The sequence below is a fragment of the Marinobacter salexigens genome (assembly GCF_002806945.1).
Classification (GTDB): domain Bacteria; phylum Pseudomonadota; class Gammaproteobacteria; order Pseudomonadales; family Oleiphilaceae; genus Marinobacter; species Marinobacter salexigens.
Window position 1 is genome coordinate 470,541 of record NZ_NIHC01000004.1, and the last position, 23,154, is coordinate 493,694.

18 protein-coding genes are annotated in these 23,154 nt (G+C 53.9%); 14 read left to right on the forward strand and 4 right to left on the reverse strand.

Annotated elements, in window-relative coordinates; translation table 11 throughout:
- Nucleotides 1-30: 30 nt before the first annotated feature.
- A complete protein-coding gene (galU, locus tag CDH47_RS10130; RefSeq protein WP_100639743.1) occupies nt 31-867 on the reverse strand; it encodes a UTP--glucose-1-phosphate uridylyltransferase GalU in 837 nt (278 codons plus the stop codon).
- Between the two features lie 315 nt (nt 868-1,182).
- On the opposite strand from galU, the gene CDH47_RS10135 reads away from it, so the two are divergent.
- The 6 genes from CDH47_RS10135 to prpF all read left to right on the forward strand — a co-directional run bounded on the left by CDH47_RS10135 (nt 1,183) and on the right by prpF (nt 9,449).
- The gene (locus CDH47_RS10135) at nt 1,183-2,337 is read left to right on the forward strand and encodes a ShlB/FhaC/HecB family hemolysin secretion/activation protein (RefSeq protein WP_100639744.1); all 1,155 of its coding nucleotides are present in this window, start codon (nt 1,183-1,185) and stop codon (nt 2,335-2,337) included.
- A gap of 147 nt (nt 2,338-2,484) precedes the next feature.
- Complete coding sequence (locus CDH47_RS10140; protein ID WP_100639745.1) at nt 2,485-3,165, forward strand: GntR family transcriptional regulator; 681 nt, start codon at nt 2,485-2,487, stop codon at nt 3,163-3,165.
- 32 nt (nt 3,166-3,197) lie between these two features.
- Nucleotides 3,198-4,085: a methylisocitrate lyase gene (gene prpB / locus CDH47_RS10145; RefSeq protein WP_100639746.1), complete on the forward strand. Its 888-nt coding sequence runs from the start codon at nt 3,198-3,200 to the stop codon at nt 4,083-4,085.
- A 17-nt stretch (nt 4,086-4,102) separates the two neighbouring features.
- Nucleotides 4,103-5,233: a bifunctional 2-methylcitrate synthase/citrate synthase gene (gene prpC / locus CDH47_RS10150; RefSeq protein ID WP_100639747.1), complete on the forward strand. Its 1,131-nt coding sequence runs from the start codon at nt 4,103-4,105 to the stop codon at nt 5,231-5,233.
- A 204-nt stretch (nt 5,234-5,437) separates the two neighbouring features.
- Nucleotides 5,438-8,050 (forward strand): Fe/S-dependent 2-methylisocitrate dehydratase AcnD, encoded by a 2,613-nt coding sequence (gene acnD, locus CDH47_RS10155; RefSeq protein ID WP_100639748.1) that lies wholly within the window; start codon nt 5,438-5,440, stop codon nt 8,048-8,050.
- A 226-nt stretch (nt 8,051-8,276) separates the two neighbouring features.
- Nucleotides 8,277-9,449, forward strand: a complete 1,173-nt coding sequence (gene prpF, locus CDH47_RS10160) for a 2-methylaconitate cis-trans isomerase PrpF (RefSeq protein ID WP_100639749.1) — start codon at nt 8,277-8,279, stop codon at nt 9,447-9,449.
- 62 nt (nt 9,450-9,511) lie between these two features.
- On the opposite strand, the gene CDH47_RS10165 is transcribed toward prpF, so the two are convergent.
- Nucleotides 9,512-10,258 carry a THxN family PEP-CTERM protein gene (locus CDH47_RS10165; protein ID WP_100639750.1) on the reverse strand — a complete coding sequence of 249 codons (747 nt, stop codon included), beginning with the start codon at nt 10,256-10,258 and terminating at the stop codon, nt 9,512-9,514.
- A 338-nt stretch (nt 10,259-10,596) separates the two neighbouring features.
- Here CDH47_RS10165 and prpD point away from each other — a divergent pair, with 338 nt between their 5' ends.
- Complete coding sequence (prpD, locus tag CDH47_RS10170) at nt 10,597-12,078, forward strand: 2-methylcitrate dehydratase (protein ID WP_193601637.1); 1,482 nt, start codon at nt 10,597-10,599, stop codon at nt 12,076-12,078.
- 17 nt (nt 12,079-12,095) lie between these two features.
- Here prpD and CDH47_RS10175 read toward each other — a convergent pair whose 3' ends face one another.
- A complete protein-coding gene (locus tag CDH47_RS10175; protein ID WP_100639752.1) occupies nt 12,096-13,133 on the reverse strand; it encodes an ExeA family protein in 1,038 nt (345 codons plus the stop codon).
- 31 nt (nt 13,134-13,164) lie between these two features.
- Nucleotides 13,165-14,073, reverse strand: coding sequence for an XrtA system polysaccharide deacetylase (locus tag CDH47_RS10180; protein ID WP_239985696.1), 909 nt, complete (start codon nt 14,071-14,073; stop codon nt 13,165-13,167).
- Between the two features lie 302 nt (nt 14,074-14,375).
- Here CDH47_RS10180 and CDH47_RS10185 point away from each other — a divergent pair, with 302 nt between their 5' ends.
- The 7 genes from CDH47_RS10185 to CDH47_RS10215 are packed head-to-tail and all read left to right on the forward strand — an operon-like array spanning nt 14,376 to nt 23,143.
- Nucleotides 14,376-15,782: a TIGR03013 family XrtA/PEP-CTERM system glycosyltransferase gene (locus tag CDH47_RS10185; protein WP_100639754.1), complete on the forward strand. Its 1,407-nt coding sequence runs from the start codon at nt 14,376-14,378 to the stop codon at nt 15,780-15,782.
- Between the two features lie 50 nt (nt 15,783-15,832).
- Entirely contained in the window at nt 15,833-16,471 is a 639-nt protein-coding gene (locus CDH47_RS10190; protein WP_100639755.1) for an XrtA/PEP-CTERM system exopolysaccharide export protein, read from the forward strand.
- Nucleotides 16,471-18,048: an XrtA system polysaccharide chain length determinant gene (locus tag CDH47_RS10195; RefSeq protein ID WP_100639756.1), complete on the forward strand. Its 1,578-nt coding sequence runs from the start codon at nt 16,471-16,473 to the stop codon at nt 18,046-18,048. The genes CDH47_RS10190 and CDH47_RS10195 overlap by 1 nt, the downstream gene beginning before the upstream one ends.
- On the forward strand, nt 18,048-18,926 hold the full coding sequence (locus CDH47_RS10200; RefSeq protein WP_100639757.1) for a P-loop NTPase family protein: 879 nt from the start codon (nt 18,048-18,050) through the stop codon (nt 18,924-18,926). Before CDH47_RS10195 ends, CDH47_RS10200 begins: the two co-directional genes overlap by 1 nt.
- Nucleotides 18,927-18,930: 4 nt before the next feature.
- Complete coding sequence (locus CDH47_RS10205; RefSeq protein ID WP_100639758.1) at nt 18,931-20,316, forward strand: hypothetical protein; 1,386 nt, start codon at nt 18,931-18,933, stop codon at nt 20,314-20,316.
- A gap of 8 nt (nt 20,317-20,324) precedes the next feature.
- Complete coding sequence (locus CDH47_RS10210) at nt 20,325-21,320, forward strand: polysaccharide deacetylase family protein (protein WP_100639759.1); 996 nt, start codon at nt 20,325-20,327, stop codon at nt 21,318-21,320.
- A complete protein-coding gene (locus CDH47_RS10215) occupies nt 21,317-23,143 on the forward strand; it encodes a carbamoyltransferase family protein (RefSeq protein ID WP_100639760.1) in 1,827 nt (608 codons plus the stop codon). The genes CDH47_RS10210 and CDH47_RS10215 overlap by 4 nt, the downstream gene beginning before the upstream one ends.
- The last annotated feature ends 11 nt before the right edge of the window (nt 23,144-23,154 follow it).

Below are 23,154 nucleotides of genomic sequence, written 5' to 3' on the forward strand. Positions count from 1 at the left end.
CTTGATGCCGGCCCAGGCTCGCCATAGATCCTATTTTTTCTTGTAAATATTCTCGTAAACGTGATTGGTTGCTTCTACAAAGCCATCAATGCTGCCGCAATCAAAGCGCCGGCCCTTGAATTTGTAGGCCAGCACGCAGCCATTCTTCGCCTGTTCTAGCAGCGCATCGGTAATCTGGATCTCGCCATTCTTACCCGCCGGAGTGCGCTCCAGAATATCGAAGATGTCCGGGGTCAGAATGTAGCGACCAATGATCGCCAGGTTACTTGGGGCGTCTTCCGGTGCAGGCTTTTCAACCATATCTGTCACGCGATAAAGCCCGTCTTTCATGGATTCGCCAGCAATAACGCCGTACTTGTGAGTTTCATCCGCCGGCACTTCTTCAATGGCAACAATGGAGCAGCGGAACTGATTGTAAAGCTTAACCATCTGCGCCAGCACGCCATCCTCACCTTCGTTCGGGCCAACACAAAAGTCGTCTGCAAGCACAACAGCGAACGGGTTATCGCCCATCAGGTTGCGACCACTAAGAATCGCATGGCCCAGTCCCTTCATTTCAATCTGGCGGGTGAACGCAAAGGTGTTGTTGTCGATCAGGTCTCGTATAGAAGAAAGCAGGCCTTCTTTTCCAGAACCGGCAATCTGATGCTCCAGTTCGTAGCTAATATCAAAATGGTCTTCAATGGCGCGCTTGCCGCGGCCGGTTACAAAGCCAAACTCATGAATGCCGGCTTCAGAGGCTTCTTCAACCCCGTACTGCACCAGAGGTTTGTTAACAATCGGCAGGATTTCTTTCGGCATCGCCTTGGTAGCAGGCAGGAAACGGGTACCGTAACCGGCAACCGGGAAGAGGCACTTCTTGATCATTTGATTCGTCCTTTGGTCGGGATTCGTGGCAGGTCCATAATTTCGGAGAGTTTACCAAGTTATCCGCCCGAATGGAGAGGGCAAACAGGCTTCATTGCGTTTTGCTAACCAACAGCACGGGTCGGGGTCTTGTAAAGGCATGATGATGACATTTGAGGTATTACTTGTAAGTGTCGCCATAACCTACTGTTTTATCGATTATTAAAATTGTAAGTTTTGGAAATAGACACTGGATTCTCCAGCCTCATTTTTTTAGAGTGCTGAGGCGGATCTTTTAAGAATCTTTATCGTGATTTTACTGTGCTGAGGCTTTGCGTGAGAACCATTCTGCTGGCAACCATGATTTTTGGCATTGCTGCTGGCCAGGCTTCAGCTAACAACGTGAAGTCTCGCGGCGAGTCGCCCTTATGGGATCTGTATCCGGCCGATCTTCTCCAGTCTGTTACGCAATATGTCGCTTCACATGTTGAGTTTTCCGGTGACTCCAGCCAGAGCAACGACAGAGCCAATGGTCGACTGAACCTGACCAGCAATAACCTGATCTGGTCCCAGCACGTGCTTGGCCTGGATTTTAGTGACTCAGTGGCAAGAGAAGGGAGTGCCGAGTCTACGACGCTGGCGTTGCGTTATTCGTTCCCACTGGCGGGAAGTGATTTCCGGATAGACCTTGAAAACCGGGATTATGCCGGTGCGGTGAGCGATTCCGGGCAGCGTTACGATACCTATGGTGAGCGGCGTAACCTCAGGGTAACTGGAAAACGAGGGCTCTGGTCATGGCAAGGCGTTGAGTTGGGCAGTGTGTTTTCCCACGCCAGTAGCCGAAGCAGTGCCTTCGAAGACGAAATATGGGTAGAGGATGCCTCTCACCAGCTTTCCAGCTTCGGGCTTCAAGGCAAGGCCTCGCGAGCATTGGTCGGCGGCTTTTTCGCTACAACGTCTTTAACGGCAATCGGCGGGCTGGATTCAGAAGAGACAACAGGTGCTTCAGGCTACAGCAGTGATTCTGATGGTTTCCACAAATTGGCAGTGGAGGCGTCTCTTAGCCGCGAAGTGTTGAGCTGGAATCTTGGCCTGAACGGGCGATATCAGTTTGCACCGGGAGACTTACCCTCCTCCGAGTACATGGTCGTGGCCGGGCCAAGCCTTATGCGGGGGTTTAATGGCCAGACTGTACGGGTTGTTGAAGGTGGCTTGCTGCGGTTGAATGCACGCAGTCCTGGCTACCACTGGCCGTATGCATCCGAGCTTAACTCCTCGATCACATTATCCCTGCTACAAGGCTGGGCACCCTATTCGGAGGCACAGTCAGACCGTTTTGGCAGCACCAGTGCTGGCGAGATCTCGTTACAGTTGTATTCCAGAGATTTTCGTGCAGACCTGAGTGTTGGGCAAATGCTTGATGCCTCCAATAGCGCGATCCTCATGCCCACCAGCCCGGATCTTTCCTTTTCCATTTCAGTCGACATCTGACAGACGCTTGCCGATAAGACTGCCATTCTGTGGTGTCCAAAGCCTCATTCAGCTATGGATTGTTTACAAAATAGACGGCGGATTGTTGACAATAGTGAGTATTATGAGTAGATTTTGTCACTATCACGTCAACATTGTCGACAAACTATGCTGGACACTGCACCACAAACCTACACGCGAGCAGATGAAGCCTTTGATTGTCTACAAACGGCAATCGTAAAAGGCGATCTTGCTCCGGGTGACAAAATCGGCGAGCTGGATCTCTGCTCCCGCTTCGATCTGACCCGCGGCCCGCTCCGGGAGGCCCTTGGCCGGCTCGAGTCCCGCGGACTTTTGGTGCGACGCCCCCATGCGGGGGTGCGAGTGGTGTCGCTAAGCGCGTCGGAACTAGTGGAGTTGTACCGCATACGGGAAGTCATGGAAGGCCTCGCCGCACGCCAGGCTGCAGAACGCATGACCGACCAGGAAATTGCCGACCTGCGGGCTACGCTCGATGCCCACGAAACCATGATCGACGAAGCTCATGGACAGGCCTATTATCAGGCTGAAGGGGATTACGATTTTCACCACCGCATCGCCACGGGCAGCCGGAACACCAAGCTTGCTCAAATGTTACTGGGTGACCTCTATTACATGGTGCGAATGTACCGCTATCGATTAAGCACCTCTGCGGGACGCCCCCATCGAGCCCTTGGGGAACACCGCCGTATACTTGAAGCCATTGCCCAACGCGATGGAGAGCTCGCAGAATTTCTGATGAAAAGACACATCAACGCCGCTCGTAAAAATATCGAGAAAAAGATTCAGGAAGGCGTTTTAACTATCTGATGGCACCAACCATTTAAAGAGAAGGAATAAGCATGGCGAACAAACTATCCCCGGGCGCGCGTTTTCGCAAAGCCCTGAACGACAACAAGCCCCTGCAGATCGTAGGTACCATTAACGCATACGCCGCCATGATGGCCGAACGAGTAGGGCACCAGGCTATCTACTTGTCTGGCGGCGGTGTGGCGAACGCCTCTTATGGCTTGCCGGATCTGGGCATGACCAGTCTGAACGATGTGATAGAAGATGTACGTCGCATCACTGCCGCAACCGACCTGCCGTTGCTGGTAGATATCGATACGGGTTGGGGTGGCGCGTTCAACATTGCTCGCACTATCCAGCAGATGGAACGTGCTGGTGCCGCCGCGGTTCACATTGAAGACCAGGTAGCTCAAAAGCGTTGCGGACACCGCCCAAACAAAGAAATTGTCTCCAAAGAAGAAATGGTTGACCGTATCAAAGCGGCTGCCGATGCTCGTGAAGACAAAGACTTCTTCATCATGGCCCGCACCGACGCCTTCCAGAAAGAAGGCCTGGAAGCAGCCATCGATCGCGCCAAGGCCTGCATCGAAGCGGGTGCGGATGGCATTTTCGCAGAAGCGGTGACTGAGCTGGAACACTACAAGGCGTTCTCGGAAGCTCTGGGCGACGTACCTTTGCTGGCGAACATCACCGAATTTGGCGCCACACCGCTGTATAATCGTAAAGAGCTGGGCGAGTCCGGTGCCGCAATGGTTCTATACCCGCTTAGCGCTTTCCGCGCCATGAACAAAGCGGCGGTTACTGTTTACGAGAACATTCTTGAGAAGGGCGATCAGAAAGACGTAGTTGATCTGATGCAGACCCGTATGGAACTCTACGATTACCTGAACTATCACGACTTCGAGCAGAAGCTGGATCAACTTTTCCAGCAGTCAAAATAATTAGAGGAGAGACATCCATGGCAGAAGCAAAGAAATTAGGTGGCGCAGGCCTTCGCGGGCAAGTCGCTGGTGAAACCGCACTGTGTACCGTTGGTAAAACCGGAACTGGCCTCACCTATCGTGGTTACGACGTAAGCGATCTGGCAGATAACGCCCAGTTTGAAGAGGTAGCTTATCTGCTGCTGCGCGGCAAGTTGCCCAACCAGCAGGAACTGGATGCTTACAAGAAGAAGCTCCAGAGCCTGCGTGGGCTGCCTGCAGCACTGAAAACTGTTCTTGAGCAGATCCCCAAGGATGCTCACCCCATGGACGTAATGCGCACCGGCGCCTCCATGCTGGGCAACCTGGAAACCGAACAGGACTTCAGCGAGCAAGACGACAAAATCGACCGCATGCTGGCCCTGTTCCCATCCATCATCACCTACTGGTACCGCTTCGCCCATGAAGGCGTACGCATAGAAACAGAAAGTGATGTGGACTCCATCGGTGGCCACTTCCTCGAATTGCTCCACGGCAAAAAGCCCAGCAAGCTGCACGAGCGGGTGATGAACGTCTCCCTGATTCTCTACGCAGAGCACGAATTCAACGCCTCCACCTTCACGGCTCGTGTATGTGCATCCACGCTGTCTGACATCCACAGTTGCGTAACTGGCGCTATTGGCTCCCTGCGAGGCCCACTGCACGGCGGTGCCAACGAAGCGGCCATGGAACTGATTCAGAAATTCCAGACCCCTGAGGAAGCAGAAGAAGGCTTGATGGGCATGCTGGAGCGCAAGGAAAAGATCATGGGCTTTGGCCACGCGATCTACAGCGAATCCGATCCGCGCAACGTGATCATCAAGAAGTGGTCAGAAAAGCTGGCTAAAGAAGTAGGGGATACGGTTCTGTACCCGGTATCCGTACGCTGTGAAGAAGTGATGTGGCGCGAGAAGAAACTGTTCTGTAACGCAGACTTCTTCCATGCCTCGACTTACCACTTCATGGGCATCCCGACTGAACTCTTCACGCCGATCTTTGTTATGTCCCGCGTATCCGGCTGGACGGCACACGTGAAAGAGCAGCGTGAAAACAACCGGATTATTCGCCCAAGTGCAGAATACACAGGGCCGGAGCATGCTGAGTGGGTGCCGATTGAAAAACGTGCTTGAGTGAATTGAATACCCCCTCTCCCCCAGCCCCTCTCCCGCGAGGGGAGAGGGGAGTTGAATTGCAGTTTCGCTTCCCGAAGGAGAGCGAAGCTGAGCTACCAGTTCCGAGCTCTCAGAAGATGGGAGTCTAGTCTTTATCCCCTCTCCCCTCGCGGGAGAGGGCTAGGGAGAGGGGGCCAACACATTCCGATCAAGAGTATCTCCATGAACACCAATTACCGCAAACCCCTACCAGGCACCGACCTGGACTATTTCGATACCCGCCAGGCCGTTGAAGATATTCAAGCCGGCGCCTACGACAAGCTCCCATACACCTCCAGAATTCTGGCGGAACAACTGGTGCGCCGTTGCGATCCCGATGCACTGACGGACTCTCTCAAGCAGCTGATCGAACGCAAGCGGGATCTCGACTTCCCCTGGTATCCAGCTCGTGTAGTTTGTCACGATATTCTGGGCCAGACCGCACTGGTGGATCTCGCCGGCCTGCGTGACGCAATCGCCGAGAAGGGCGGTGACCCAGCCAAAGTAAACCCGGTGGTTCCCACCCAGCTAATCGTGGATCACTCCCTGGCCGTAGAACACGCTGGTTTCGAGAAAGACGCCTTCGAGAAAAACCGTGAAATTGAAGATCGCCGTAACGACGATCGTTTCCACTTCATCAACTGGACGAAAAAAGCGTTCAAGAACGTGGATGTAATCCCGCCGGGTAACGGCATCATGCACCAGATCAACCTGGAGAAAATGTCTCCGGTGGTGCAGGCCCGCCCGGATGGTGAAGGCAAGAAGGTTGCCTTCCCCGATACTTGTGTAGGCACAGACAGCCACACGCCAATGGTTGATGCTTTGGGTGTTATCTCCGTTGGTGTGGGTGGCCTGGAAGCCGAAAGTGTGATGCTCGGCCGTGCCTCCATGATGCGCCTGCCGGATATTGTGGGTGTTGAACTCACCGGCAAGCTGCAGCCAGGCATTACCAGCACCGATATGGTTCTGGCCCTGACTGAATTCCTGCGCACAGAGCGCGTAGTAGGTGCCTATCTGGAATTCTACGGCGAAGGCGCAGACAGTCTCACCATCGGCGACCGTGCCACTATCTCCAACATGACGCCAGAATACGGCGCCACGGCTGCCATGTTCTACATCGACGGCCAGACCATCGACTATCTCAAGCTTACCGGCCGTGAAGACGAGCAGGTGGCACTGGTAGAAAAGTTCGCCAAGCACACCGGCCTCTGGGCAGACGCGCTTAAGACTGCTGAATACGAGCGCATTCTGAAGTTTGATCTGTCTACCGTTGTTCGCACCTTGGCTGGCCCATCCAACCCCCATGCACACCTGCCAACCTCTGAGCTTGCTGAGCGTGGCATTGCCAGTGAGTGGGAGCAGGAAGAAGGCAAAATGCCGGATGGCGCAGTGATTATCGCTGCCATCACCAGCTGCACCAACACCAGTAATCCTCGGAATATGGTTGCTGCTGGTTTGATTGCACGCAACGCTAACAAGTTGGGCCTCACCCGCAAGCCTTGGGTGAAGACGTCCCTGGCACCAGGGTCCAAAACCGTCGAGATGTACCTCAACGATGCCAAGCTGTTACCCGAGCTGGAAGATCTGGGCTTTGGCGTGGTCGGCTTCGCCTGTACCACCTGTAACGGCATGAGCGGTGCACTGGATCCGGTAATCCAGAAAGAAGTGGTTGAGCGTGATTTGTATTCAACAGCGGTGCTTTCCGGTAACCGTAACTTCGACGGTCGGATTCACCCTTACGCCAAGCAGGCGTTTTTGGCCTCTCCGCCGCTGGTAGTGGCATACGCGATAGCCGGAACCATCCGCTTCGACATCGAAAAAGATGTGCTCGGCTACGACAAGGACGGCAACGCCGTAACCTTGAAGGATATCTGGCCAGATGACGCAGAAATCGATGCTATCGTGAAAGAGTCGGTGAAGCCGGAGCAGTTCCGCAGCACCTACATCCCGATGTTCGACGTCACCCAGGAATCCCACGCCAACATCAGCCCATTGTACGACTGGCGCCCGATGAGTACCTATATTCGCCGTCCGCCATACTGGGAAGGCGGCATGGTGGGTGAGAAGGCTCTTAAAGGCATGCGTCCATTGGCTGTACTGCCTGACAACATCACTACAGATCACCTGTCACCGTCCAACGCCATCCTCATGGACAGCGCTGCCGGTGAATACCTGCACAAAATGGGCGTGCCAGAAGTAGACTTCAACTCCTACGCAACCCACCGTGGCGATCACCTCACGGCTCAGCGTGCAACCTTTGCCAACCCGAAGCTGTTCAACGAAATGGTGTTGGATGAAAACGGCAAGGTGAAGCAGGGCTCTCTTGCTCGTATCGAGCCGGAAGGTAAGGTAACCCGTATGTGGGAAGCCATTGAAACCTACATGGAACGCAAGCAGCCGCTGATTATCATCGCTGGTGCGGATTATGGTCAGGGTTCCTCCCGCGACTGGGCAGCCAAAGGCGTTGCACTTGCGGGCGTTGAAGCGATTGTTGCCGAAGGGTTTGAACGTATCCACCGCACCAACCTGGTTGGAATGGGTGTTATGCCACTGCAGTTTGAAGAAGGCACAACGCGCAAGACCTTGAAGATTGACGGTACGGAAACCTTTGATGTGGAAGGCAAGCCGGCACCTGGCGCCAAGCTGACGCTGATTATCACTCGCAAGGATGGTAGCTCAGAGAAAGTGCCTGTTATTTGCAGGCTGGATACAGCTGAGGAGTTGTCCATTTACTCCGCGGGTGGTGTGCTGCAGCGGTTTGCTGAGGACTTTTTGCAGTCTGAAGGAGCAGCATAAGGGAGGACTAAAGCCCTGCTTTAATACCTCTCCCCCTCTCCCCAACCCCTCTCCCGCCGGGGGCGAGGGGCTTTACTGCACTGCTCTCAAGCTTGGGAGTCAAACTCCCAATACAGGCAGGCCATCGCTATGTGTTCCCTCTCCCCTCGCGGGAGAGGGCCAGGGAGAGGGGGGCGAGGACAATTCCTTACTCCACACCCCAAAACCAAACACCAAAGGAACCCCCATGCCCCACAAACCCCAAATAAAAATCCCCGCCACTTACATGCGTGGCGGCACCAGCAAAGGCGTCTTTTTCCGCCTGGAAGACCTTCCTGAAGCCGCCCAAAGCCCAGGTAAGGCAAGGGACAACCTCCTGCTGCGAGTCATCGGCAGCCCAGACCCCTACCAAAAGCAAACCGACGGTATGGGCGGCGCCACCTCCAGCACCAGCAAAACCGTTATCCTCGCCAAGCCTACCCAGTCGGACCACGATGTGGATTACTTGTTCGGTCAGGTGAGCATCGACAAGCCCTTCGTGGATTGGAGCGGCAACTGTGGCAACCTCACAGCCGCAGTAGGCGCCTTTGCCATTAATAGCGGCTTTGTTTCAAAAGACCGTATCCCGGAAAATGGCACAGCGGTAGTACGCATCTGGCAGGCCAATATCCGCAAAACCATCATCGCCAACGTGCCCATTACCAACGGTGAAGTGCAGGAAACCGGCGACTTTGAGCTGGATGGCGTAACCTTTCCCGCCGCAGAAGTGCAGGTGGAGTTTATGGACCCAGCCGATGGCGAAGGCTCCATGTTTCCCACCGGCAAGCTCGTGGACGAGCTGGAAGTTCCTGGCGTTGGCACCTTGAAAGCCACCATGATCAATGCAGGTATCCCCACAGTGTTCATCAATGCAGACGCCGTCGGCTATACCGGCACAGAACTGCAAGACGACATCAACAGCGATCCCAAAGCCTTGGCGATGTTTGAGACCATCCGCGCCCATGGTGCCGTAAAAATGGGGCTTATTCAGAACATCGAAGAAGCTGCCGCCCGGCAGCACACGCCAAAAGTCGCTTTTGTAGCACCGCCGGCGGACTACACCGCATCCAGCGGCAAGAAGATAAACGCAAACGATGTTGATGTGCTGGTACGCGCGCTCTCCATGGGCAAGTTACACCATGCCATGATGGGCACTGCAGCCGTTGCTATTGCAACCGCAGCAGCGATTCCTGGAACTCTGGTGAATCTTGCGGCCGGTGGTGGTGATCGCACGTCGGTCACCTTTGGCCATCCGTCAGGAACCTTGCAGGTAGGTGCCGAAGCGAAAGAGGTGAACGGCCAATGGACTGCTACCAAAGCCATCATGAGCCGCAGTGCTCGGATTCTCATGGAAGGGTGGGTAAGAGTGCCTGAAGATTGATGTAGTTGCTTGACGATCATGAGTCGGGAGCGCGGCTGTTGCCGGCTCCCGGTTGGCATCAATCAGGATTGCTTGCGCTTGCGGTTACGCAGGCCAAGACCCATCAGGCCAAGCCCCAACAGGGCAAAGGTAGAGGGCTCAGGAACCTCAGAAGTAACTGAGGTGATAACCCCTCTCAGAGTCGCTGTATTTTCCAGATTTTCTTGCGTCCAGAAAGTGTCTGTCAAAGATCCATTGTTGAAAAAGCCCAGCAAATCAATGAAGTATTCGGTGCCATCGATAGAAACACTATCAGTCGCGCCAGCATTCAAAATGAACGAGACTTCGTCGGCACATCCGTTGATGTTAACGCCATAGCCGTTGGCACCCCCATCTGCACAAGGGTTGCTCGAGTTCGGTGTTTCATTATGAGTAAAATTAAAAAACGAAGTCAGGCTATGGCTTACGCTGTCAATTTCCAGTTGGGTCTGAACTTCAAGCGTGGCTGAGGTCAGGACTGTGCCATCGTCATAGATTGGAAAGTTGAAGTGGGTGAATGTGCCGAGATCAAATGCGGTTTCTTCAGCAATGTTCCAGATTGGCGCCAAAGAATCGAATTGATAACCACTCTTCTGCGTATTTGGATAAGCCGGGTTGCCCCAGGAGATTCTATTATTGGTTCCACCATTTGCAGAACTGGTTGTAACGCCTGCCGGATTTGTTGCCGTCCAGGAGCCGTTAACGCTGGTGATGTCTATGAGTGCAGCAGATGCAGTTGCTGTTGCCAGCGCTGACGCGGCAATGCCGGCAATAACAATTTGTTTAATCATTGTGATGACCCTTCATTTGCTCATTATGTGTGAAGTTGCGAGCGCTCTCTTATTAAAAGCTCGCAGAGGGTAAAGCAAAAGCTATGCCGCCTGATAAGAACTTGGTCTTTGTTATTGGTTTTATTAAAGAAATCCGCCATCCTGGAATCTCTGTGAGTTATGGTAGTGTAAGGAAACCTGACACATGTGTGGGCTAATCCTCCCGGCTGCTGGCTTGTCGTTTTGCTCATTCACTCTAGTTAAACCGATGATCCGGAGTGGCAAGGGGAAGAGTGCTTTCTGGCCCCTGGGAACAAACCGGGCTACCTTTTACCCATACACCCAAAAGGAGACGAGTGATGACAACATTTGATCTCAACGAGCGCCCAGACTACGACGATGTTCTGCAAAAACTTACAGACTACGTTCTGACGTATCAGGTGAAGAGCAAAGAAGCCTGGAATACAGCCCGCCATTGCCTGATGGACACGCTTGGCTGTGGCCTGTTGGCGCTGCGCTTTCCGGAGTGCACCAAACACTTGGGGCCGGTTGTAGAGGGCACGGTAGTTCCCCATGGCGCTCGTGTTCCCGGTACATCATTCCGGCTGGACCCGGTAAAAGCAGCCTGGGATATCGGCTGCATTGTGCGGTGGCTTGATTACAACGACACCTGGCTGGCAGCAGAATGGGGGCACCCTTCCGATAACCTGGGTGGCATTCTCGCCGTAGCCGACCATCTGTCGCAAAAACGCGTTGCAATGGGCAAGGCGCCGCTCACCATGCGTGAAGTGCTCGAAGCCATGATCATGGCCCATGAAATCCAGGGTGTTCTGGCTCTGGAAAACTCCTTCAACCGGGTAGGGCTGGATCACGTCATCCTGGTGAAGGTTGCCTCCACGGCAGTCACCGCCAAGCTGATGGGCGCCAATCGTGAACAAATGCTCTCAGCACTCTCCCATGCCTGGGTAGATGGGCAAGCGCTGCGAACCTACCGCCACGCGCCCAATGCCGGTTCCCGAAAATCCTGGGCGGCTGGCGATGCTACTTCCCGGGCCGTTCGCCTTGCAGATATAGCCATGCGGGGCGAGATGGGGATTCCCAGCGCTCTGACAGCACCCCAGTGGGGCTTTTATGATGTGCTGTTCAGTAAAACCAATAAAGATCAGGCCCTCAAGCCGGAAGACCAGCGCCAGTTTTCGTTACCACAAGAATTCGGCACTTATGTGATGGAAAACATATTGTTCAAGGTGTCCTTCCCTGCTGAGTTTCATGCCCAGACTGCAGCTGAGGCGGCCGTCACGCTTCATCCACAAGTAAAAGACCGGCTCGATGAGATCGACCGAATCGTGATAACCACCCACGAATCCGCCATACGCATCATCTCCAAAGTGGGCCAGCTTGCAAACGCAGCAGACAGAGACCACTGCCTGCAATACATGACGGCTGTGCCGCTTATCTTTGGTGACCTGGTGGCGGAACACTATGAAGACAGCTTCCACGAAGCCAACCCCATCATTGATGAGCTGCGAGACAAGATGGAAGTGGTTGAGAATGAGCAGTACACCCGGGAATATCTCGAAGCAGACAAGCGTTCAATTGCCAATGCCATTCAGGTGTTCTTCAAGGACGGATCAAGTACAGATACGGTCGAGGTGGAATACCCCATAGGGCATCGCAGGCGCAGGGAAGAGAGCATTCCGCTGCTCGCCGACAAGTTCCGGGCTAATCTGGCAACCCGTTTCCCGGCGCAAAGGTGCGAGCAGATCATTGAGGCCTGCAGTAACCAGAAGAGCCTGGAAACGACGCCAGTTCACGAGTTCGTGAACATGTTCGTTATCTGAGGCGGCAGACCCCGCTTTTATTTTCTGCCTGGCGACAGCGGTTTTACATTGTCCGGTACGCTGATGCCTTCTTTGCGGGCGGACTGGTCCTCGGGGAAGATGGCGGCCAGCCGGCTATCAATACGCTCCAGGGCTTCCGCCATGCGTAACATGGCCTGAGCTACCCCGACCATTTCGCCCGAATGCCCGCTTTGCTCCAGAGCGGGCTGCTCTCGCTTTTTCAGACCGGTCAGCTTGGGAGTATTTGTGGGCAGTTCATCACCCAGCAAATCATGGCGAATGGATTTCAGATCATGGGGGTCGATAAACGGCCGATCTTCTGAATAGGCGCACATCATCATGCCGTCACAAAGCTTGTTGATCAGCCGGGGGATGCCCTTGCTGAGCTTGTGAATCTCGCGAACCGTATCACCATCAAATAATTTGTTGCCGCCGTGACCGGAGACCAAAAGCCGGTAATCAATGTATTCGGCGGTTTCCTTCGCGGAGAGGCCTTCGAGGTGGAAAAACAACTTTACCCGCTGGGCGAGCTGCGGAATATCAAGAACCGCCTGTTTCAACTCCGGTTGCCCTAGCAGAATAACCCGCATTGAAGGGCCGCCCATACTTTCCATGCCGGCCAGCATGCGGATATCTTCCAGATTCTCCCGGGTAAGATTCTGCGCCTCATCAATGGTCAGCACCACCGGCGTACCGGCTGTCGCCATTTTCTCCAGATAGTCGGTAATCTGGAACAGCATGGCTACCTTGCTGTCGTCCTCCACCTTCATCCCGGCCTTGCGAAGAATCAGGCCAAAGAGATCCCGGGATTCCAGGTTAGTGTAAGCAATGTTGAGCAACTTCAGATTGCCGTCAAGATTCCGAATGGTCTTCTTCAGCAATGTGGTCTTGCCCGAACCTATCTCCCCACTGATAACTACAAAGCCCTCAGAACTCCAGATAGCAGAAGACATGTACACATAAGCCCGGGAATGCTGCTGGCTCATGTAAATAAAATCGTCTTCCGGCGTAATGCGGAAGGGGTGTCTGTGGAGACCGAAAAATTCCAGATACATATTCAGTTCCTGTTCAGCTCAGTTCCCTGAATCAAGCGAGGCGCATCATTTGATCGCTGCACAGCAGGGTTTTGTCTGGTTCATAGGCATTATAGCTTTCGCTGACGGTTCCAAACCTGAAATCCCCGAGTAAGCGTTCGAGGCGACCGTAGCACTGGTCCAGATTAGTATAATGCCGGAAGCGGGAAAACCAGCTTGCGTTATTGTAACGTGGCTGCTCCGGGTCGATTTCCCAGGGGTGCAGATAAAACATTTGCGGGCGGGCGCCAAAGCCCGAGGCATTGCGGAAGAGGTAGCGGAATACCGGGTAAGGGAATTGGCGAAAATAGCCCCCCCCTGCAGCCGGAATGGAAAGCCCCATTATATTAGCCGTGGTCAACGGGAATTCACGGATAATCGCGCCGCTGGCGGTCTGGATGGAGTAGGGCGCTGTGGGCGAATCGGGAATACCGTAATTATCGTGCCGAATCGGGAAAATACTCGAATCCCAGGTAAAACCTGCCTCACTCAGTATATCCAGTGCCCAGAGAGAATCGCGGGTAATGGAATAGCTGGCTGCGCGATAACCCTCCACAGATTTACCGGTGATATCCTCCAGCAGGGCTTTTGATCGGATGGTTTCGTCCCGAAACACATCCTGGGTCTGCCGGTAAATCAACTGGTGGCTGTACCCGTGGGAGGCGATCTCATGGCCGTGGTCGGATAATTTGCGAATCAGGGCAGGGAAACGTTCGGCAACCCACCCAAGCACAAAAAAGGTTGCCTTCACATGGTGCTTTTCAAAAAGCTCCAGCAGGCGCTCAGTATTCTGTTCTACGCGGGAGGGTAGGGACTCCCACTGGTCTGGGCGGATTACGCCAGAAAGAGCCGCAACGTGGAAGTAGTCCTCTACGTCGATGCTCATAGCGTGCAAGGGTTGGGGTCGATCCTGACTAGGCATGGGTACTCCTTTCCAGTGGCACCAACAATAACTCAGTGCCGTTGGTACAATTTTCACTCACCAGCCGCGTAAATACAATTCTTGATGAAAGTTATGACCGCCCACGATGAAAAACAATGTAAAACTCTGCTGCCAAAAGATACAATGAGTTGAGATTAGGGGCTAGCCAGAGCAGAATAGGCCACTAATAAAAAAGGAACCGGCGGAAAGGGTGTCGCTCAAAGAAAATCCGAGCGTGAGCTGCCGGAGAATTTGATGTTGGTCTGGCGCAGGTTGTTGTACAGACGACAAGGAAGTTCGGCGTGACGTATATACGGTTTAGAAAACACTATCTGCATATTCCCTATCTGGTGCTCGCAGCACTGGAGTTCGCCGTACTTTACTGGATTTTTTCTTCCTTAAGTCTGTTGCTTTCACTCGCAGGCGTCGGTTACCCCTCCGTTGATACCAATGTTTTGTCAGCAAGCCTGTTCGCTCTGATTCTTAGTTGTGGAACACTGGCCATGGGCGGCTATCTCGCCATGGTTACCGAGAGTTTGTCGGCACTGTTTTTCCGTACCCTGGTTGCCTACTGCTTTGTCGGCGGCATTGGATTAAAACTGCTCTACCTGGTGGTTCCTTCCGCAAACCCCGGAAGTACAAATCTGTTCTGGGCGGTTATTTGTGCTTCTCTGGTTGTCATTGTGATGCGGCTTGTATTTCTGCGGGTTGTGGATTCGAAACAGCTCGTTCGGCGGGTGGTCATCTTCGGTGCTGGCGATTTTGCGGCCAACCTGCTTGATGAATATGAGCGCAACATGCGGGCGTTGGGTGTGCGAATCATTGGCTGCATCTCGGACAACCCAAACGTGTCTGTCGATGCTGATAAAGTGCTACCAACACCCTTCGATTTTTACCAGTTCTGCCGCCAGAATGGGATTTCCGAAATTGTTGTCGCCCAGCAGGAGCGTCGCCGCAATGAGGGCGGGTGGTTGCCCGTGCCCGATCTTATGGAGTGCAAACTTCGTGGTATAGCCATAACCAACGGCATAGATTTTTATGAGCGTGAGCTGAAAAAAGCCAAGCTGGACCTGGTTCACCCTTCCTGGATCGTTTTTTCAGAAGGGTTCAAAGCATCCAAAACCCGAGCCTTCGCCAAGCGTTCCCTGGATTTGCTGATCAGTCTCACGCTGCTGGCGGTTATGCTTCCGTTCATTATCCTCACAGCACTGGCTGTGTTTCTGGAAACCGGGCGGCCCATCCTGTACAGCCAGAACCGTGTAGGCATGCTGGGCAAGGAATTTCGCATCTACAAGTTTCGTAGTATGCGCCAGGATGCAGAAAAAGATGGCAAAGCTCGCTGGGCCTCAGCCAATGATAACCGGGTAACCCGGGTAGGCGCGTTTATACGCAACACCCGCCTGGATGAACTGCCACAGATCTATAATGTGATCAAAGGCGAGATGAGCATCGTCGGGCCGCGCCCGGAAAGGCCTGAGTTTGTCTCGGAGTTGAAAGAAAAGATTCCGTTTTACGATACCCGGCACTACGTAAAACCTGGCTTAATGGGTTGGGCACAGCTTAAATATCCCTATGGTGCATCGGTTGAAGACGCCAGGGGCAAGCTGGAGTACGATCTTTATTACTCTAAAAATCACAGCCTTTTGATGGATTTCCTGATCATGATTCAAACCGTGGAAGTGATCCTCCTGGGCAAAGGCGTACGATAATTGTTCTGTTAACCAAAGCTGGAAAACAATAAGGGATTGGAGGGGGTTTTATGATGAGTATCACGTTTATACGGATGGGCTTGGTAGCGATCCTGGGTCTGCTGATCACTGCCTGCTCAGGCTTGCCGTCTTCCATCGAAATGCCGCCGGCATCCGAGTTAGAAGTAGAGCCTTATGAGATTGGCTTGGGGGACACCGTCACTGTGCACGTATGGCGCAACCCCGAATTAGGCCAGTCCATCGTGGTTCGCCCGGACGGTTTCATCTCCTTGCCTCTGATGGGCGATGTGAAGGCCGAAGGCAAAAAACCAGAAGATCTGGCGTCTGAAATCAGCGACACCCTGGGCGAGTATATCCGCACGCCGGAAGTAACCGTAATGGTTACCAGCCCGCTCAGCAAAGAGTTCCGTAACCGTATCCGGATTACCGGCCAGGTTGCGTCGCCGCAATCCGTTGCCTTCCAGCCCGGCATGACGGTACTGGACGTTGTACTCATGGCTGGTGGCGTTACCGATTTTGCTGCCGATAGCCGTGCTGTTTTGCACCGGCAAATCAAAGGCGAATATCAAAGCTTTGGGCTGGATCTGGAAGCCATTCTTACAGACGGCGATATGCGCACCAATCACGGGCTGCAGCCGGGTGACGTTATCAGCGTGCCCCGTAAGCAGCTGTTCCGAGGCGAGCTCTAATGGATATACAGTTCATTATCGATACCCTTCGTGCGGTAAAGCTTGAGCTTTTCCGGCACAGGTTGGCAGCGGTTATCATTTTTATGATCGTGACAGCAGGGGTGTTGACACTGGGCTATGTAACACCGAAAAGCTACACATCTCGAGCGGTTCTTTACGCCGATCAGTCCAACATTCTCCAGCCTCTGCTAAGAGGCAAAGCTGAGATGACTCAACTGGATCGCATCAACGAAGCCCGGGAAATGATGCAAAGCCGCTCATTTCTCGAACAGATCGCTCTGGATACCGGGCTGATCAGGGGCGGAGAAACCGATGCTGTTCGTAACGGGAAAATCAGTAGTCTACGCAGGCAGGTAGGTATTCGGGTATCAAACCGGAATTTCCTGGAACTCAGCTATACCAGTGGCAGCCCGGACGAGTCCTTTCAGGTTCTGAGCGCCGTATTGAACCGCTTTGTTGAACGCACGGTGCGCAAAAAACGCTCCGAGAGCCAGGGCGCGTACGAGTTTATTGATTCCCAGGTAAAAACGTACCAACGCCAGCTCGAAGAAGCTGAGCAGCGCTTGAAAGAGTTTAAATCCGCCAATCAGGATGGCACCGAGGGCAGCGTGCTGGCCAGAATTGAAGGCCTGCGCAGGGATATCGAAAACCTGAAACTGGAAATCCAGCAAACTGAATCCGAAGTCCAGCTTACCCGTCACCAGCTCAACGACGAACAGCCGGTTCGCCGCATCACCATCGACCCCGGCAAGTCGTCTGCAGAACGCAGGTTGGCCGCCATGCGCCTGGAACTGGATTCCTTGCTGTTGCGCTACCATGAGCGTCATCCGGATGTGGTGAGCGTTCAGGACCAGATTGCCGATCTCGAAAAACGAGTCTCCACGCAGACCGATGAAGACCGGGATGGCGGCGTTACCGAGGTCATGGAAAACCCGGTATACGAAAATCTTAAAATCCAGCTGTCCGACAAGACAACACGGCTGGCCGTGCAAAAAAACCGCTTGGCGTCACTGGAACGGCTTCTTGAAGAATCCTTCGAACGTTCCCAGCGGGTTGCAGAGAACCAGGCGCAGCTTTCAGAGTTAACCCGTGACTACGACGTTACCCGCGGTGTATACGAAGACATGCTGCAGCGCCGGGAAAAAGCCCGGCTTTCCATGACACTGGACGTTCAGGGCGAGGGCGTAAGCTACAAAATCCAGGAGCCGGCTTCGTATCCTACCCAGTGGGATGGCCTTCAGTTGTATCAGGTAGGTCTTGCAGGGCCATTCCTGGGCAGTGCGATGGTACTGGGCTTACTGGTTATGCTGGTGATGTTTGATCAGCGCGTTCGTTCGCCGCGGGCGTTGCAACTTGCCTTGCCGGAATCTATCCCCGTGTTGACAAGTATTCCTCACTACCGAAGCACCTGGAAAGACCGTTTGTTGCGTAAAGATGTGCTGTCGATTCTGGTACTGCTGGCGGTTTTCATGGCAGCGTATCTCGCCGTTCTGGTGTTCAGTGTTATGGGCATTACCCCGGAACAATTGATTAACAAAGTTGGCGAACTAACCGGGCTAGGGGGGGGCAGCAATTGATGGACGAAAACAAACTCTACAATGCGCTTCTGAAAAGCCAGGAAGAACAACGCCAGCTCAAGCTACAGCGCGGTGAGGCCAAGGCCGAAGACAACTTTCGCAAAGAGCGCCCCTACGCAGGTTCCGACAGAGACAGACCAAATTGGGTTCAGGTCGAAACCAACGATAACGAACACCCACCCACGGTATACGACTCAGCGGTGTCGTTAGCGCTCATAGGCAACCCGCGGCCCTGGAGCCGTGAGCAGTTACGAGAGCGGAAGATCATTTTCTCCGGCATGGCTGATAAAGAAGTCATGGACGCCTACCGGGAGTTGCGAATCCAGTTGCGCAACCGCGCGGGTGAGGGCAAAAGTTTTACTGTGATGTTCAGCAGTCTTGGCAATGGCCCGGGCGGCCTGCTAACGGCCTATAACCTGGCGGCAGCATTCGCACTGGATTCCCAAACCTCCGCGTTGCTTGTGGATTGTGATCCATACAGCAACGAACTGATTGGCCTGGTTTCCAGCCCGATGAGCAGCGGCGTTACGGATTTTGTCGCCGACCGGTCCATAGCGATCAAATCCATCCTTTACCCCAGCGGTGTTGAGCGCCTCACAGTGATTCCAGCAGGCACTCAGGCATCCTCGGCAGTCGAGCTATTTTCTGCCGTGCGCATGCGAGAACTGATGACCGAACTCAAGGCCCGCTATCCGGATCGCTGCATAGTGCTGAATACACCGCCTTTCCGGGAGAACACCGAAGCGCGGATTCTCGAACGCTTTGCAGATCAGATCGTCTTCGGCGTTCCTTTTGGCGAAGTCACCGGTGAAATTATTGAAGATTCGGTGGATGCGCTTGGGTCTGATAAATTCTCCGGCCTGATTTTTCAGGAGTAGTGGCATGGAATACCGAGCAGGGAGCACAATTAAATACAGCCTCACCGCATCTAATGCTGGCACCCACTTTATTGGCGCCTGTCTTGCGGGTGCTATTTGTGTGGCTTGGCCTGTTGCAGCAAGTGCGCAGAGCCTGAGCGACAATGTTAAAACGCTCTCCGGTTCAGCCTCGGTATTTACCGGCGTTACACACACCCGAACCGACCGGGGTACGTCTACCGATACCAACACAGAGCCCAGTGTGGGGCTTTCCGGGCAGGTGGGTGGCAGTCTGCAGAGCGGGGCCAACGCCCTTGACTTGCGATATGGAGGAACCCTGGAAACACGCCGGGACACAGCCGACGGCGATCAGACGGACCGCAGTTCCATCACCGGTGCCTCCCGCTATACCCACTTTGATCCCGGCAGCCGCTTCGATTTCAACCTTGGGCATACGGTCAGCTCCGTGCGGGACAACACCGGGTTTGTGGTCAACCCCTCCAGTTACGATACCCGGAATACCCTGAGTGCAGGTGCCGGGCTGCGTTTTTATCCGGGCCAACTCTCCACCCTGCGGTTTTTCGGCCAGGCCGGTCGTAGCTTTGGCGAAGGCACCCTTAATGATCAGAAATCCTACACCGCTGGCAGTGAGCTTTCACGGCGGCTGAGTGAGCGCTCAACAGGTAGCCTAAACGTCAGTCGCAGCTGGTCTGACGAAAGTAATACCGACCTCACCATTGATTCCGCGCAGCTGGTATACAGCCTGCAGCTGGAAAGTGGCAGTTTCAGCATTGGAGCCGGGGGCAGCAAAGCTGAAACTGAATATGCTAGCGGCATTACCAGTGACTATGAAGCGGTAACCGGTTTTTTAGAGCGCAGCTGGGTTACCAGCGACTGGCGTACTGCGGTGAAATACGACCGCAGTATGTCTGACAGCGCCACGGATCTCTCACTGAATGTGCCACCTGATTTCTCTTTTCTGCCGGATAGCATTCGGTTGCAAGATCTGGTCGTCACCGATTCATTGTCGATTACCCACAACACCCAACAGGTGTGTGATGCCTGTAATCTTGGGGTATACGCCGCAGGCTCTCTCCTCGAATCACAGGTTTCCGGAACCACTACCCATGAGTACCGTGCCGGTATTAATCTTGGCTATCAGTTAACGTCGCTTCAGCGACTGAACGTTGGGTATAGCTGGCAAGGCGATGCAGATGAAGACGCCGACGTTATTGTTGATCAGATTCACCGAATTAACATGGGCTGGACGCGACAGCTTGCTGAATATACGAGTTTTGGTGTTCAGTTCAACCAATCCTATCTGCGCTCAAAGGGAACCAGAGACGATCAGGATCAGTATGAGCTGCGCCTTGTACTGAGTCGTGGTTTTGCAATGAGCGGGCAACGTTGATTACACCTATGTTTGAACAAAAAAAGGAAATACGGCTTCCGCCGGAGACACCGCCGCAATTGATAGTGGTGATCGATACCGAAGAGGAGTTTGACTGGAACGCCGAGCCAGATGCCAAGGCAAACCGGGTTTCTGCCATGGCGCACATAGATCGGGCCCAGAACATCTTCAACGAGTATGGCATTTGCCCTTGTTATGTTATTGATTACCCGGTAGCCAGCCAGCCCCAGGGCTATGGCCTGCTTAAACAGTTTGCCGAGAAAGGCCAGTGCGAAATCGGAGCCCATCTCCATCCCTGGGTGAATCCGCCCCAAGAGGAAGTGCTGTCACGCTCAAACATGTACCCGGGCAACTTGCCCGAAGGCCTGGAGCGGCAGAAGCTCAGTGTGTTGCGCGACACCATTGAGCAGAACTTCGGCCAGGCGCCGGTTGCCTACAAAGCGGGTCGTTACGGCTTCGGGCCGAATACCACCGGGATACTTCAGGAGCTGGGGTTCACTATTGACATGTCCGTTTGTCCACCTTTGGATTCCAGGGCAGACGGCGGGCCAGATTATCGCAGGTATAACGCCCACCCATTCTGGTTTGGCGGGTCGGATAAGCCCATTCTTGAAATCCCCTGTACCGGTGGGTTTATCGGTTGGGCAAGCCCGGTTGCAGTGCCACTGTACGAAGCCGCGCAGCGCCTGCGCAAATTCAAGGCACCGGGCATTTTGGCCCGGCTGGGGGCAGTAGACAGGCTGATGCTTTCGCCCGAAGGGTTTACGCCGGCAGAGCACATCAAGCTCACAAGGGCGCTCTATAACCAGGGTGTGCGCACATTTACCTGGAGCTTCCATAGCCCAAGCGTTGTGCCCGGCAACACCACCTACGTACAGAACGAAGCCCAGTTAAGGGCGTTTCTGGACAGTTTCCGACAGTTTTTCGATTTCTTTTTCAATGAATTAGGCGGCCAGGCGTCTTCGCCCAACCGCGTTCGCAAGTATATGGAGAGTAAGGCATGAAGGTGCTAGGGATATCCCCGCTAGACAAGGACTCAACCGTTTCGATCGTTGAAGATGGCAATATTCTCTTCGCTGCCGGTGAAGAGCGCTTCACCAGAACCAAGCAGCAATCCGGTTTTCCACGGCTGGCGCTTGAGAAAGCACTTTCCTATACCGGCCTCTCCATGAGCGACTTCGACCTGGTGTGCTATCCATTCCTCACCTGGGAGAATGAGCAGAAGCTGTTCACAAAAAATCTGGAAGACGAAAAGGCGTTTATCAAAGCGTTTCAGCCCAAGGATTTGGGCCCACAGATTAAAGAAGCGCTAAGCCGGGTGCCAGATCGCAACCAGCCGATCCATGGCCTGCAGCACCCCAATGCCATTATGGAAAAGGGGTTTCTGCATAACTCTTATTACAACATGGCTGGTGTACAGAAGCTGGCGTCTAATAACGCGGCGCTGAAATCTTCCCGGCATTGGGGTGAGGGCGCCACCGAGTCGTTCCAGCAGTGGGAAAATGAACTCACTCAAGGCTTGACCGAGATGGGCTGGAGCAAGCCCGTCAAGCGCATGGACCACCACCTTTCCCATGCTGCCAACAGTTTTCTGTGCAGCGGTTATGAGCGGGCATTGTGTGTGACCCTGGATGGCTATGGCTCCGGGCTTGCGGGTTCCGTGAGTGAAGGGCGGGATGGCAAGATCCACCGGCTGCACAGCCTGCCATACCCTAATTCACTCGGCACACTCTACGAACACGTTACCTCCAGCCTGGGTTTCAAACCGAGCCGTCATGAAGGCAAGATTGTAGGTTTAGCCTCCTATGGCGATCCGGACATTCTGGGCGAAATACTTCTCTCTCGTATTGAACAGAAGCCTGGCGATTTCCGTATTTATGAAGCCAATAACGTGTTTTTCTCCCGTTACCTGGCATCCAGGTTCCCGAAAATCGACGTCGCGGCTGCTTACCAGTATGTGCTGGAGAAAGTTGCCACGAACTACATCCGTTACTGGGCGGAAAAAACCGGCATAGACACCATCGTGCTGTCTGGCGGTGTAACCGCAAACGTAAAGCTGAACCAGCGTATTTTTGAAATCGAGGGAGTGAACCACATCTTCGTTTATCCAAACATGGGTGACGGTGGCTGTGGCACAGGGGCTGCCCTCTATCACAGCTGGCCAGGGGGCGTTAAACCTTCCATTACCAATAGCTACATGGGGCCAGACTATTCCGAAGCGGAACTGGAAAAGGCACTGAAGGCGGAAAAATTGCAGTACCGCCGCCCTGAGAACCTGGCTGCCGAGGTTGCTGCGCTGATTCACAGTGGCGAAGTGGTTGCTCGATTCGATGGCCGCATGGAATACGGTCCCAGGGCACTGGGCAACCGCTCCATTCTCTACCATGCCCGGGAACCAGAGGTGAACCAATGGCTGAACAAGCGCCTTGGCCGCACCGAGTTCATGCCGTTCGCCCCGGTAACCCTCTACGAAGCTCGCGAGAAGTGCTACCACAACATCAAAGGCGCAGAACACGCTGCCGAATTCATGACCGTGACCTTTGACTGTACCGACTTCATGAAAGAGAACTGCCCGGCCGCCGTGCATGTCGATGGCACCGCCAGGCCTCAGCTGATTCGGCGCGAAGCCAACCCGGGTTATTACGACATATTGGTTGAATACGAAAAGCTGAGTGGCATTCCAAGCCTGATCAATACCAGTTTCAATATGCACGAAGAACCGATCGTGAACTCCCCGGAAGACGGTGTGAGAGCCTTCATTCAAGGTGCGCTGGACTATCTTGCGATAGGGCCATTCCTGGTAAAACACCCGAACCCGGGGCATTAAGCAGGTAACGG

What these genes read in the sequence shown, in the direction of transcription:
- galU (WP_100639743.1), bottom strand. Translation starts at nt 867, where the DNA reads ATGATCAAGAAGTGCCTCTTCCCGGTTGCCGGTTACGGTACCCGTTTC.
- CDH47_RS10140 (WP_100639745.1), top strand. Translation starts at nt 2,485, where the DNA reads ATGCTGGACACTGCACCACAAACCTACACGCGAGCAGATGAAGCCTTT.
- prpB (WP_100639746.1), top strand. Translation starts at nt 3,198, where the DNA reads ATGGCGAACAAACTATCCCCGGGCGCGCGTTTTCGCAAAGCCCTGAAC.
- prpC (WP_100639747.1), top strand. Translation starts at nt 4,103, where the DNA reads ATGGCAGAAGCAAAGAAATTAGGTGGCGCAGGCCTTCGCGGGCAAGTC.
- acnD (WP_100639748.1), top strand. Translation starts at nt 5,438, where the DNA reads ATGAACACCAATTACCGCAAACCCCTACCAGGCACCGACCTGGACTAT.
- prpF (WP_100639749.1), top strand. Translation starts at nt 8,277, where the DNA reads ATGCCCCACAAACCCCAAATAAAAATCCCCGCCACTTACATGCGTGGC.
- CDH47_RS10165 (WP_100639750.1), bottom strand. Translation starts at nt 10,258, where the DNA reads ATGATTAAACAAATTGTTATTGCCGGCATTGCCGCGTCAGCGCTGGCA.
- prpD (WP_193601637.1), top strand. Translation starts at nt 10,597, where the DNA reads ATGACAACATTTGATCTCAACGAGCGCCCAGACTACGACGATGTTCTG.
- CDH47_RS10175 (WP_100639752.1), bottom strand. Translation starts at nt 13,133, where the DNA reads ATGTATCTGGAATTTTTCGGTCTCCACAGACACCCCTTCCGCATTACG.
- CDH47_RS10180 (WP_239985696.1), bottom strand. Translation starts at nt 14,073, where the DNA reads ATGCCTAGTCAGGATCGACCCCAACCCTTGCACGCTATGAGCATCGAC.
- CDH47_RS10190 (WP_100639755.1), top strand. Translation starts at nt 15,833, where the DNA reads ATGATGAGTATCACGTTTATACGGATGGGCTTGGTAGCGATCCTGGGT.
- CDH47_RS10195 (WP_100639756.1), top strand. Translation starts at nt 16,471, where the DNA reads ATGGATATACAGTTCATTATCGATACCCTTCGTGCGGTAAAGCTTGAG.
- CDH47_RS10200 (WP_100639757.1), top strand. Translation starts at nt 18,048, where the DNA reads ATGGACGAAAACAAACTCTACAATGCGCTTCTGAAAAGCCAGGAAGAA.
- CDH47_RS10205 (WP_100639758.1), top strand. Translation starts at nt 18,931, where the DNA reads ATGGAATACCGAGCAGGGAGCACAATTAAATACAGCCTCACCGCATCT.
- CDH47_RS10210 (WP_100639759.1), top strand. Translation starts at nt 20,325, where the DNA reads ATGTTTGAACAAAAAAAGGAAATACGGCTTCCGCCGGAGACACCGCCG.
- CDH47_RS10215 (WP_100639760.1), top strand. Translation starts at nt 21,317, where the DNA reads ATGAAGGTGCTAGGGATATCCCCGCTAGACAAGGACTCAACCGTTTCG.